This is a genomic window from Alteromonas sp. C1M14 (genome assembly GCF_018860965.1).
Classification (GTDB): domain Bacteria; phylum Pseudomonadota; class Gammaproteobacteria; order Enterobacterales; family Alteromonadaceae; genus Alteromonas.
Genome location: NZ_JAHKQF010000002.1, coordinates 290242 through 302964, shown reverse-complemented (window position 1 = coordinate 302964; position 12723 = coordinate 290242). Strand labels below are relative to the sequence as shown.

The window sequence follows — 12723 nt, the reverse complement described above, 5'->3', positions numbered from 1 at the left end:
CAGTAATGACCATTGAGATAAAAGTTCCGGTCTTGCCCGAATCAGTTGCCGATGCCTCCATTGCAACTTGGCATGTTAAAGCCGGTGACACTGTAAAACGCGATCAAAACCTCGTTGATATTGAAACTGATAAGGTTGTGTTAGAAGTTGTCGCGCCTGCAGATGGCGTAATCGGTGAGATTCTGAATGAAGAAGGGGCCACTGTTCTAGGTGAGCAAGTCATTGCTAAATTAGAAGAAGGTGCCGCTTCAGCTAAGCAAGAAGCTGCCCCTGCTAGCGATAAAAAGGCCGATGCTCCTGCAGCAAAAGAAGACAGCAAACCAGCTCCAAGCGGTAAAACCAGTGATGTTAAAGTGCCGGTATTACCTGAATCAGTCGCTGACGCTACAATTGCCACTTGGCATGTGGGTGTGGGTGAAGCCGTTAGTCGTGATCAAAACTTAGTTGATATCGAAACGGATAAAGTTGTACTTGAAGTTGTTGCCCCAGCAGACGGTTCTTTGTCTGAAATTCTGGCTCAAGAAGGCGAAACAGTGACAGCTGAAGCTGTGATTGCTAAATTTGTAGAAGGTGCGGGTGCAAGTGCGCCAGCATCTGCGTCTGCTGATGACGGTGATGACGCCGAAGACAGCGATGCGCTTAGTCCATCTGTTCGTCGCTTGTTAGCGGAGAAAGGGGTAGATGCGGCGAAGGTGAAAGGCACAGGTAAAAACGGTCGCATCACCAAAGAAGACGTTGAGCAATACCTTAAGAGCGGCAGCAGTCAAGCAACGCCAAAAGCGGCAGCAACACCTGCTGCTGCTAGCTTACCTGCCGGTGAGCGCACAGAGAAACGTGTTCCTATGACCCGTCTTCGTAAAACCATTGCGAACCGGTTATTAGAAGCGAAAAACTCCACCGCCATGTTGACCACGTTTAACGAAGTTAACATGAAACCTATCATGGAATTGCGTAAGCAGTATCAAGAAAGCTTCGAAAAGCGTCACGGTATTCGCTTAGGCTTCATGTCTTTCTATGTTAAAGCGGTGACCGAAGCATTAAAACGTTTCCCTGAAGTAAATGCTTCTATTGATGGTGACGATATTTGCTATCATAATTACTTTGATATCTCTATCGCTGTGTCTACACCACGTGGTCTGGTAACACCTGTACTTAAGGATACCGACAACTTGGGTATGGCCGGGGTAGAGAAAGGCATAAAAGAACTGGCACTTAAAGGCCGTGATGGTAAATTATCCATGGCGGAACTGCAGGGTGGTAACTTCACTATCACAAATGGTGGTGTATTTGGTTCTTTGATGTCTACGCCAATTATTAATCCGCCACAAAGTGCTATTCTTGGTATGCATAAAATCCAAGATCGCCCAATGGCAGTTAATGGTAAAGTGGAAATACTTCCTATGATGTACCTGGCCCTGTCTTATGACCACCGCATTGTGGATGGTAAAGAGTCAGTTGGCTTCTTGGTTACAGTGAAGGAAATGCTGGAAGATCCCACACGTTTATTATTAGACGTTTAATTCTTCCCAATAATCAGTGCAGATAGGTTAGCCAATAGACTGACTTATCTGACATCAAGCCGGTAATAGCGATATATTACCGGCTTAATTAATCAAGTCGTGGAAGCGGCTTTTGTCTTACTAAAAATCGGATAGAAACACCATGAATTTGCATGAATACCAAGGTAAGCAGCTATTCAAAGAATATGGCTTACCTGTTTCTGAAGGATACGCATCAGATACACCAGAAGGGGCTGTTGAAGCGGCCGACCGTATCGGCGGTGACGAATGGGTTGTTAAATGTCAGGTCCATGCTGGCGGTCGCGGTAAAGCGGGCGGCGTTAAACTTGTCAAAGATAAAGAAGACATTCGCGCTTTTGCAGAAAAGTGGCTTGGCAAAAACTTGGTGACATTCCAAACGGATGAAAAAGGTCAGCCAGTTAGTAAAGTGCTTGTAGAAACTTGCACAGACATTGCCAACGAACTGTATTTAGGTGCTGTTGTAGACCGTGGTACACGCCGCGTTGTTTTCATGGCTTCCACAGAAGGCGGTGTTGAAATTGAAACCGTTGCTGAAGAAACGCCAGAAAAAATCCTTAAAGCTGAAATCGATCCTATCGTTGGCCCTCAGCCTTATCAAGCCCGTGAAATGGCCTTTAAACTAGGTCTAGAAGGGGTTCAGGTTAAGCAGTTCACTAAGATCTTCCTTGGCCTAGCCAAGATGTTTGAAGACCTAGACCTTGCATTGATTGAAATTAACCCACTGGTAATCAAAGCAGACGGTGATTTACATTGTCTTGATGCCAAATTGGGTGTTGACGGAAACGCGTTATACCGTCAGAAAAAAGTAAAAGAAATGCACGATCCTTCTCAGGAAGATGCCCGTGAAGCTCACGCAGCCCAATACGAACTTAACTACGTAGCCCTAGACGGCAACGTTGGTTGCATGGTTAATGGTGCTGGTCTTGCAATGGGAACAATGGATATTGTTAACTTGCACGGCGGAAAGCCAGCTAACTTCCTTGATGTTGGTGGCGGCGCAACGAAAGAACGTGTTGCAGAAGCCTTTAAAATCATTTTGTCTGACAGCAATGTAAAAGCTGTTTTAGTTAATATCTTCGGTGGTATCGTCCGTTGTGACATGATTGCTGAAGGTATTATTGGCGCAGTAAAAGAAGTCGGCGTAGAAGTGCCGGTTGTTGTGCGTCTAGAAGGTACCAATGCTGAACTTGGCCGTGATGTTTTAGCGAACTCTGGTCTTGATATCATTGCTGCTGAATCGCTAACGGATGCCGCACAAAAAGTTGTTGCTGCAGCGGAGGGCAAATAATGTCTGTTTTAATTAACAAAGATACAAAAGTAATTTGCCAGGGTTTTACTGGCGGACAGGGTACATTTCACTCTGAACAGGCTATTGCTTATGGTACGCAAATGGTTGGCGGTGTTACGCCAGGCAAAGGCGGCACCGAGCACTTAGGTCTGCCGGTTTTTAACACCGTTCGTGAAGCGGTGGAAGCTACTGGCGCGACAGCGTCTGTTATTTATGTACCAGCACCTTTCTGTAAAGATTCAATCGTTGAAGCCGCTGATGCCGGCATCGAGTTGATTGTTTGTATCACAGAAGGTATTCCTACTCTTGATATGCTTTACGTAAAAGAATACGTAAATGCGAAAGGCGTACGTATGATCGGTCCTAACTGCCCAGGTGTTATCACTCCGGGCGAGTGTAAGATTGGTATCATGCCTGGTCATATCCATAAGCCAGGTAAAGTGGGTATTGTTTCTCGCTCTGGTACATTGACCTATGAAGCGGTTAAGCAAACTACTGATGAAGGCTTTGGACAGTCTACTTGTGTTGGTATTGGTGGTGATCCTATCCCAGGTTCAAACTTCATCGATATTTTGACCATGTTCCAAGATGATCCCCAAACAGAAGCCATCGTGATGATTGGTGAAATTGGTGGTACTGCAGAAGAAGAAGCGGCTGCATTCATCAAAGAAAACGTGACCAAGCCTGTCGTATCTTACATTGCCGGTGTAACTGCACCTCCAGGTAAGCGTATGGGTCATGCCGGTGCGATTATCGCTGGCGGTAAAGGTACTGCTGATGACAAATTTGCTGCCTTAGAAGCTGCAGGTGTTAAAACTGTACGTTCATTAGCCGATATTGGCAAAGCATTGCGTGAAGCCACAGGTTGGTAAGCACAGTGTGTTTGATAAAAAAACCCGCATTTTAGCGGGTTTTTTTGTGCTTGGCGCTTTCAAAGTTAGCCATAGGCTTTGCTTACATAGTGTTGGCATAATTTTTTCTTGCCAATAACGTAACAAGAAGAGCCGATAGGGTAGTGAATGGTTTTTTTGATTACCTTGATAGGTTTTTTCTAACATCTATTCCTTGTTTATTAAGCTATTTTTAGTATCTAGGCGGGCGTAACGCGAAAACGAAAAGTTGGTGGTGAACCTAATCAATTAGGTAATGGAGGCCGTGATGAAATCAGCGTTGGTGGTTGAAGGTGGTGCAATGAGGGGCATTTTTGCAGCAGGGGTGTTGGATAAATTTATGGAGGCCAATTATTTCCCTTTCGATTTTGGTATTGGTGTTTCTGCCGGTGCGACGAATCTATCTACCTACGTTACCCGTGCCCATGGCTTAAGCAGAACCATTATTACTGAGTTTGCAACCCGCCGTGAATTCTATAGCCCTTTACGCTTTGTTCAGGGGGGCCACATGACTGATGTACATTGGTTATGGCATCATGCGAAAAAGAATCTGTCTTTACCTGTGCCTAATGCAAAAAGTGCCTTTCCTTTATATGTGGGGATCACGAATGCCGATACTGGCCAGTGTGAATACCATGTCGCTAATACGGATAATATCGATGGGTTAATGGTGGCCTCCTGCGCTATACCTACTGCTTACAGAGACCAACCCATCATAAATAATCAGCGTTACGTCGATGGTGGTGTAGCTGATGCCATACCGGTGAAAAAAGCGTATCAGTTAGGGGCGCGCCGAATAACCGTTATTTTGTCCCAACCTCGTGGTTTTATTAAACCCCCAATGAAGTCAATCTGGTTACTAGAAAGGCTGTACGGCCATCAACCTGCATTATTAGATACCATGATCAATCGTTATGAATCCTACAATGGGGCGCTTGATTTTATTGCAAACCCACCAGAGGATTGTGACGTCACTGTGATTGCACCGAGTCGCAGCTTTTGTGTAAAACGTTTGACAATGAATAAGGCAAAGTTGTTAAAAGGTTATGCCCAAGGGCGCCGGATGGCTAGACGCGCGTTACTTGCTAATGTCGCCTAAAAACGAATTATATTGGTATCAATTAAAGGCTTTTGCGATACTTTCGCTATTTTTTATCGAGGTTAGTATAAATGGCGTCAAATCACCCTTTTAGTATTGGGCTGCTAAATCCTAAAAACCCTACAAACGTCGCGTCTGTTCTTCGGGCTGCGGGTTGTTATCAAGCAAGCAGCGTATTTTACACAGGCCAACGTTATGGTTATGCAAAAGCGTTCAATGCAGACACCCAAGGCATGCACAAGGTGATCCCCAATGTGGGTGTTCCTGATTTGCAACAGGTAAAGCCTAAGGGAGCAAAAGCGGTAATCGTGGAACTCGTAGAAGGTGCCCAACCTCTGCCACATTATCAGCATCCAGATAACGCTTTCTACATTTTTGGTCCTGAAGATGGATCAGTAAGCGATGATGTGTTGGCGTGGGCAGATGATGTGGTCTATATCCCCACTAAAGGGTGTATGAACTTAGCTGCAACGGTTAATGTGGTTTTATATGACCGGTTAGCAAAAAGTGACTTTGAAGCCAGCGACGAGAAAATTCGGGCATCTAGGGATAAAAACAACCGAACACGGGTTCTACACAAACCCCATGATTAGCGTGTCTTACACTAAACGGGCTGGGGTTTGTAACTTATTGGCAACGATCTGATGGGTATAAGATTATAAAACTGTCAGTATTTTTTACGATCTTATGATCCAAAAAACTTACGTGCATTGAGATTGATTTTTATCTCACTTTATTGCAAATAAATTTTCAACTTTCTACTTTATCTCCATATCATCATCTAGACTAAAGAGTATTAATCTTTAGTCTATAAAAACTCTTCAAAAACAATGCGTTGAATAGAAATCGTGCAATCTTTACGTTACTAGCTATTAACTAGGCCTCTCGGGGCTGCAAATGTTAACGTGAGGTTTCATTCCCTAAAATAATAAAATTTTCCTTTTATTTGTGAAAGTGGTCTAAAAATTGATACCAATTACCTACAAAAGTGAAAATCTACATAAGATTCGCACAATCTATTCATTGTAAGCGTGTAGTTTCGTTTTGAGTTTTGAAGTAATTTTGTTCCCTAGACTTAATTTTTGTCGCAGCGTGGCGGTGTGTATTGCACAATTTTCGCCCGTTTTTAGGGTGGCAGCCAGGAAGACTCAGTAATTAAAATAAAAATATCGCTTAAAAATCGTTGGGAGTCAGAGTGAAACGTCGCTTGTTAAACGCTTTTAGAAAAGTGCATCAAGTACCGGGTGTCAAACAGATGGTGAAGCCTCTTATCAGGCGTAAAATGAACAAAGCCATCGATGAAGCAGCCAGTCACTTTTTCGAACACTTTACTCTTGTTGTTGCTACCGAAGAGAAAGATCAAATCACGTGTTTCAAGACACGCCATCAAGTTTATTGTGAAGAGATGGGATTTGAAGAAGTTCGTCAGACGAAGATGGAATATGATGAGTTTGATGAGTACGCCATTAGTTGCTATATCAAACATAAAGCCACGGGGGATTGTGCCGGTACAATACGTGTCGTTATGCCTCAACACAGTGGTCAACTCTTACCTGTAGAGCAGAACTGTCCTGATGCCATTCGTATGGATGAGAACAGCCCCACAAGGTTTGCACGACATTCTGTGTGTGAAATTTCCCGTCTAGCTATCCCTAAGCGATTCCGTCGGCGGCAATCCGATATGAAGTTATCACCGGTTACCGGAAAGTCCCTCGGTAAGAATATTAGAAAGGCAAACAATAACCGAAATTACCCCTACCTAACCCTCGCGCTGTATTTCTTTGCCGCGACTATATGTGTGCTGCGGGATGTGGAAAACGTGTACGTGATGATGGAACCTAAACTCGCCAGAAGCTTGCGTATGTTAGGGATAGAGTTTAACCAAATAAGTCATGTTATTGAGTATCATGGCGAACGGGCTGCATATCGCTTATCACCCGAAGAATTTTTACAGCAAATTTCCCCGTCTCTACATCGCTTTTATCATAAAATCACCAAAGAACTCGAAGGTATTCCAAGTTTTGGTACCATTCACAAACCCAAACCTTCTCCCCTTACTGTCAAGCAGCAAAAAACTCGGGCGGCCTAAATTAGCGCGTCGGTAGCAAACATGACTTTATTGCATGTTTGCTCCTTTTTCCTGTGATTTCCCCCCATTATTGACTTTTTATATGTGTCAGTATTTTTTACACGTGATGCTTTACCGTGGTGCGATAGGAAAGGGAGCCTTACGGGCTTTTAAAATCGGCGGAGAACTACCTTCTATTTTGGTGCGCCCATATCGCGGTTAATCCACTGGATGCGGTAAAATTGAGCGGCTAGTAACTGGGGGGGTAATTAATCGTAGTGAGCACACCGACGACAGGGTATAATCGAATCCTTCCATTGCAAACAACATAAGATAAGGGGTAAGGGCGAATGGCGGAGACGGACAACCATCCGACCAATTTTATTCGGCAAATTATTGAAAAAGATTTGGCAGCAGGTGTGCACGATACAATCAAGACACGCTTTCCTCCCGAACCAAACGGTTTTCTACACATCGGCCATGCAAAATCAATTTGTTTGAATTTCGGTGTCGCCGCCGATTATCAGGGCACCTGTAATCTGCGCTTTGACGATACCAATCCGGTAAAAGAAGACATCGCGTATGTCAATGCAATCAAAGAAGATGTGAACTGGCTCGGTTTTCAATGGGACGGTGATGCACGATATTCTTCAGATTACTTTGAAAAATTACATGGTTATGCCCTCGAACTTATCGACAAAGGGTTAGCTTATGTGGATTTCTCCAGTCAGGACGAAATGAGAGAAATGCGGGGCACGCTTACTCAACCTGGTAAGAATAGTCCTTATCGGGATACAGATGCCGATACCAATCGACGTGAATTCGAAAAAATGACCGCTGGGGAATACGCCGAAGGTCAGTGTAGTTTGCGTGCAAAAATCGATATGGCTTCGCCCTTTATGTGTTTGCGAGACCCAGTTATCTATCGTGTGAAATTTGCTCATCACCATCAAACCGGTGATAAATGGTGTGTTTATCCCATGTATGATTTCACTCATTGTATTTCTGATGCCATTGAGGGAATTACTCACTCTTTATGTACGCTGGAATTCCAAGATAACCGACGTTTGTATGACTGGGTGATTGACAATATCAGTATCGACTGTACTCCCAGACAATATGAATTTTCACGGCTTAATCTTGAGTACACTGTGTTAAGTAAACGTCGACTCATTCAGCTCGTGGAAGAAAACCATGTAGATGGGTGGGATGATCCCCGTATGCCCACCGTGGCAGGATTGCGCCGTCGGGGTTATACCCCAGCTTCAGTACGCGAATTCTGTAAACGTATAGGGGTAACAAAAATGGATAACATGGTGGAAATGGGCATGCTTGAAGCCTGTATCCGCGATGACTTAAATGTAGCCGCGCCCCGGGCGATGGCTGTACTTAACCCCATTAAAGTTGTTATTGAAAATTATCCTGAAGGTCAGGTAGAAACCCTTAACGCCCCTAATCATCCTAATGATGAATCAATGGGCAAGCGTCAGATTACCTTTAGCCGTGAAGTATGGATTGAAGCCGACGATTTTAGAGAGTCTGCAAATAAAAAATTCAAGCGCTTAGTGCTAGATAAAGAAGTAAGATTACGTAATGCTTACGTTGTCAAAGCCGTACGGGTTGATAAAGACGAAGAAGGCAATGTAACCGTCGTATATTGCCAATATGATCCAGACACACTGGGTAAAGATCCGGCAGATGGTCGCAAAGTAAAAGGTGTGATCCATTGGGTTGATGCTATGTCAGGTGAAGATGCAGAGTTTCGTCTTTATGATCGGCTCTTCAATGTACCTAACCCTGGGGCGGAAGAGAATTTTACCGATGTAATTAATCCAGATTCTCTTGTGGTTAAAAAAGGTGTGGTAGAAGCCGGACTGAACGTAAATCCTTCTGCTGGCGGATGGCAGTTTGAGCGCACCGGGTATTTCTGCCTTGATAAAACGGCCTCTAGCGAATGCAAAGTGTTTAATCGCACCGTGGGTCTGCGGGACACATGGGCCAAAATAGGCGACTAAGCCATTGCCTATCAAGCATATAAAAAAGCCGCTTTAGAACGCGGCTTTTTTTATACAAGAAATATTTATTTAGGCTGACAATCTAAGGTTTGCCCGTTAACGGTGGCGCTATCTTTGCCCATCAAATATAAATAGGCGGGCATAATTTGTTGTGGGGTTTTTAGTGTTTGTGGATCTTCTGCGGGGAAGGCACTTGCGCGCATGGCCGTGCGGGTTGCCCCAGGATTAATGCAATTAAAGCGAATCGATTGATTTTCATATTCACAGGCTAACACCTGCATCATACCTTCAGTGGCAAATTTAGATACTGCATAGGTCCCCCAAAATGCGCGTCCTTTACGGCCAACACTAGAACTGGTAAATATCACAGAGGGGTGTTCAGCTTTTAATAACGCCGGCATTAATGCTTGGGTCATTAATGCGGTAGCATTGACGTTAACCTGCATAACCGTTAGCCATTCATCTTCTGGAATATCAGCAAAAACACTTAAGTGACCCAATTGAGAGGCATTGTGAAGAACCCCATCAAGTTGGCCAAACTGGTCGATGATCGTTTGTGTCATGTCTTGATAATGTTTTTTAGTTGCGCCTTTTAAATCTAACGGAATAATCGCAGGCTCACGGCTCCCTTCACTAACTATACTGTCATACACGGCTTCGAGCTTAGATACCGTTCTTCCCAGCAATATACAGGTAGCGCCATGACGCGCATAGGTTTTGGCGGCCTCTGCTCCAATACCATCACCGGCGCCGGTAATGAGAATGGTCTTGTTGTTCAAAAGCGCTGCAGGCGCTTGGTAACTATTGTGCATACAAACAAAAACCTTTTACTAACCGAAAAAAAATCATAATAACAAAAATCTGGCTATTATTAATGACTACCATGCCCTTTGTCGAGTGGCGATAGAAAAGCATCTCGTAACAAATAAATGTACGATTTGTTAACAAAACTTTGCAAAATAATCGCAAACCCCATAATATTGAGCTATATACAACTGGTCATACGAGTTTGCATCCATGCTCATAACTGTCATGCTGACAAGCATAAGTGCGTAAATCCGTGTGAATACAGACAATAACGATAAAGTTAATTTAGGGGGTTTAATGAGAAAACTCATGATTAGTACCAGTGTTGCCCTGGCACTGGGTTTAGCGGGTTGCGGTGGCTCGAACGACACACTGGAAGATATTATTGCTGACACGCCAGTGGAAACAGCTTTTTCTAGAATTGTTTTCGATCCTAGCAATGGCAACCTCAACATTCCTAACGATATCCTGATGTTGCCGGGGGACGATGGCTTTTTCGACTATACATTGAATATCCCCGTTGAGGACGCAAACGATTTTAGTGATCCCATCAATGCGATGAATGTGGTGGATGGTTGGTCCACGCAACAACCGTTCGTCATTGATGTAGAAACCCCTGATGGCGTAGCACTCGATGCGTCAACGTTGTCTGCCGGCGTGCACCTGTATGAAGCAACCCTAGGCCTTGATCAAAGCGATCCTGATTGCGCTACCGCCTCATTGCCTTCATCTGGATGTAAACTGAATGGTGCGCTGCAATATGGTGAAGACTTTGTGCTGTCCTTAGTGGATGATGACACAATTTCAGTGGTGCCATTGAAGCCACTTAAGGCTGCTCAGGGTTATATGTTGGTGGTCACCACCGATTTGAAAGATTCTTCCGGTAAAGCGGTGAAGGGCTCAACTTCTTGGGAACTCGTGCGCCAAGATATCAATACCTTGCCATTAAGTACTGATGATCAATTATTATTACAAACATTGGTTAACACTCTAGTTGATCCAATTATTGACGCTGGGTACGCAAGAGAAGATATTTCTTACGTGTCTGCGTTTACTACGCAAAGTACCGATATTGCACTGAAAACCATCAAGTCGGTCATGGTGGCAGAATATGCTGCCCGAGCTGCAGCCGGTGATCCAAGCGCAGCAGAGTCGCTGCCAGTGGTCTCTATTTTCGATTCCACTGAGGATCCCACAGCCCTTGAAAAACTCTCACTGATTGATGACGACACCTTAACGGGTGCCGTTTCTCTTGGTATCGACAGTTTACCTGATGCATTAAGTGGTTATATTCCCACTATCGAAGCGACCCTCGCTGGGGGCGGGTTTGATAGCCTTAAGTCCTGTTCAGGTTTAGTGGCCACTTATTCTGGGGCACTAGCTGAAAGTTGGGGGGCATTAAACGATTTTGCTGTGGCAATTTCATCAGAAATTTTGGCCGAAACCGGTGCACTGTGTGTGGCAGCCCGTTACGATGGAGGGATCACCTTACCGTATTATCTCAGTGAACCTTCGACAGAAGATCCAACTGCACCTTTAACCACTTTTTGGCAAGCCTCATGTGACAGCGGCATCATACTGGCAAGCTTATCAGATGACGTTCTAGGCAGCGCGGTACCTGGGCCCAATTATACCTTGTGTGACCAAATCGGTTTGGCTGATCTTCGGGTTAATGGCGAAATGATCGATAGCGCGCGGAATATAACGAAGTTTAATCCGCTACCAGAAAGTCGTGTACAAAATTCCTTAAACGTACAGGTTACGGTGCCGGATATTGAAACGGCGGCAGCCCTTGGTTATAGCCTTAGCGAACCGGCGACTGGCTGGCCTGTGGCTATCTTAATGCATGGGATCACCAGTCAAAAAGAAGATATGCTTGCCATTAGTGGCGCTTTATCTGTTGCGGGCATAGCTACGATAGCCATAGATCAGCCGTTACATGGTGAGCGGGGCTATGATGTGGATGGTGACGGCAGTGATGACATCAATGCCACCAATATCAGCGCTACCCATTTTATGAATTTAAGTTCGTTGCCTACGGCAAGAGACAATGTACGTCAAAGTGTGGCTGATTTACTTGGCTTGCGTCTTGGTCTAAATGCCATTGATGATCAAACCGCTCAACAAGTGGCCACTTTTGATATGTCGAAGGTGTATTTTATGGGGGTATCGTTAGGTGCTATTGCCGGCAGTGAATTTGCGTCGTTAACTAACGACTCCATGGATGGCGACCTTGCGGCATTAAATGGGCTTTACACCGTGCAAGCCGCTTCATTAGAGTCACCGGGAGGCGGCTTAGCGCAATTTTTAATTGAATCGCCCTCCTTTGGGCCCCTTATAAAAGGCTTATTGTTATCCCAAGCGTCCGAAGATTTTCAAAGTTTACTGGTGCAACTATACGACACCACAGAGGTGTCTCAATCCCAATTAGTCGAGGCGGTTACCCTCTTTTTAAATAACCTGACTGAAACCCAGTTAGCGTCGGTGGAAAGTGTATTCAACGAATTCGCCTTTGCCGCTCAAACGGTACTCGATGCCGCGGATCCTACCAACTATGCACAGTCCTTAGGTGACAATACCCCGGTTCATATGATGACGGTGGTAGGCGATGGCGGTGAGACTAACTTATCAGATCAGGTGATCCCTGTAACAACGGCGATCCCCTTATCTGGCCAGGCGCCGCTGGCCAATTTAATTGGTCTTGATACGGTAAGTACTACGCAGACAGGCACGGATGTGAGTGGCTGGGTAAGGTTTACCGAGGGCGCCCATGCGTCGAGCCTTAGCCCTACAGCAAGTGCGGCAACGACGGTTGAAATGCAAACCGAGGTGGCGACATATTTCGCGACTGACGCTGCCGTTTTACCGGTGACAAATACTAGCGTTGTGGAAAACTAACGCTCGCTGTGAAAAAAGGCCGGCATTAAGTCGGCCTTTTTTATGTCGGTAACCCTGAATAAATAAGTCTGTCGTAAGCTATAAAAAACACTGGTAAACTATAGCGCTATTTTGACA

The 12723-nt window shown here is 44.8% G+C and carries 9 protein-coding genes; 8 read left to right on the top strand and 1 reads right to left on the bottom strand.

The window, feature by feature from the left end; genetic code table 11:
* Nucleotides 1–5: 5 nt before the first annotated feature.
* The 7 genes from odhB to glnS all read left to right on the top strand — a co-directional run bounded on the left by odhB (nucleotide 6) and on the right by glnS (nucleotide 8901).
* Nucleotides 6–1520 (top strand): 2-oxoglutarate dehydrogenase complex dihydrolipoyllysine-residue succinyltransferase, encoded by a 1515-nt coding sequence (odhB, locus tag KO501_RS01875; protein WP_216027943.1) that lies wholly within the window; start codon nucleotides 6–8, stop codon nucleotides 1518–1520.
* Between the two features lie 142 nt (nucleotides 1521–1662).
* The gene (gene sucC, locus KO501_RS01870; RefSeq protein ID WP_216027942.1) at nucleotides 1663–2829 is read left to right on the top strand and encodes an ADP-forming succinate--CoA ligase subunit beta; all 1167 of its coding nucleotides are present in this window, start codon (nucleotides 1663–1665) and stop codon (nucleotides 2827–2829) included.
* On the top strand, nucleotides 2829–3701 hold the full coding sequence (gene sucD, locus KO501_RS01865; protein ID WP_216027941.1) for a succinate--CoA ligase subunit alpha: 873 nt from the start codon (nucleotides 2829–2831) through the stop codon (nucleotides 3699–3701). The genes sucC and sucD overlap by 1 nt, the downstream gene beginning before the upstream one ends.
* A gap of 286 nt (nucleotides 3702–3987) precedes the next feature.
* Nucleotides 3988–4818: a patatin family protein gene (locus tag KO501_RS01860; protein WP_216027940.1), complete on the top strand. Its 831-nt coding sequence runs from the start codon at nucleotides 3988–3990 to the stop codon at nucleotides 4816–4818.
* 71 nt (nucleotides 4819–4889) lie between these two features.
* Nucleotides 4890–5411, top strand: a complete 522-nt coding sequence (locus KO501_RS01855; RefSeq protein ID WP_216027939.1) for an RNA methyltransferase — start codon at nucleotides 4890–4892, stop codon at nucleotides 5409–5411.
* A gap of 602 nt (nucleotides 5412–6013) precedes the next feature.
* Nucleotides 6014–6907 (top strand): PEP-CTERM/exosortase system-associated acyltransferase, encoded by an 894-nt coding sequence (locus KO501_RS01850; protein ID WP_216027938.1) that lies wholly within the window; start codon nucleotides 6014–6016, stop codon nucleotides 6905–6907.
* A 329-nt stretch (nucleotides 6908–7236) separates the two neighbouring features.
* On the top strand, nucleotides 7237–8901 hold the full coding sequence (gene glnS / locus KO501_RS01845; RefSeq protein ID WP_216027937.1) for a glutamine--tRNA ligase: 1665 nt from the start codon (nucleotides 7237–7239) through the stop codon (nucleotides 8899–8901).
* Between the two features lie 65 nt (nucleotides 8902–8966).
* Here glnS and KO501_RS01840 read toward each other — a convergent pair whose 3' ends face one another.
* Entirely contained in the window at nucleotides 8967–9713 is a 747-nt protein-coding gene (locus tag KO501_RS01840) for a YciK family oxidoreductase (RefSeq protein WP_216027936.1), read from the bottom strand.
* 292 nt (nucleotides 9714–10005) lie between these two features.
* Between KO501_RS01840 and KO501_RS01835 the strand changes: the two genes are divergently transcribed.
* Nucleotides 10006–12606, top strand: a complete 2601-nt coding sequence (locus tag KO501_RS01835; RefSeq protein WP_216027935.1) for a VolA/Pla-1 family phospholipase — start codon at nucleotides 10006–10008, stop codon at nucleotides 12604–12606.
* Nucleotides 12607–12723 lie beyond the last annotated feature (117 nt).

What these genes read in the sequence shown, in the direction of transcription:
- sucD (WP_216027941.1), top strand. Translation starts at nt 2,829, where the DNA reads ATGTCTGTTTTAATTAACAAAGATACAAAAGTAATTTGCCAGGGTTTT.
- KO501_RS01860 (WP_216027940.1), top strand. Translation starts at nt 3,988, where the DNA reads ATGAAATCAGCGTTGGTGGTTGAAGGTGGTGCAATGAGGGGCATTTTT.
- KO501_RS01855 (WP_216027939.1), top strand. Translation starts at nt 4,890, where the DNA reads ATGGCGTCAAATCACCCTTTTAGTATTGGGCTGCTAAATCCTAAAAAC.
- glnS (WP_216027937.1), top strand. Translation starts at nt 7,237, where the DNA reads ATGGCGGAGACGGACAACCATCCGACCAATTTTATTCGGCAAATTATT.
- sucC (WP_216027942.1), top strand. Translation starts at nt 1,663, where the DNA reads ATGAATTTGCATGAATACCAAGGTAAGCAGCTATTCAAAGAATATGGC.
- odhB (WP_216027943.1), top strand. Translation starts at nt 6, where the DNA reads ATGACCATTGAGATAAAAGTTCCGGTCTTGCCCGAATCAGTTGCCGAT.
- KO501_RS01835 (WP_216027935.1), top strand. Translation starts at nt 10,006, where the DNA reads ATGAGAAAACTCATGATTAGTACCAGTGTTGCCCTGGCACTGGGTTTA.
- KO501_RS01840 (WP_216027936.1), bottom strand. Translation starts at nt 9,713, where the DNA reads ATGCACAATAGTTACCAAGCGCCTGCAGCGCTTTTGAACAACAAGACC.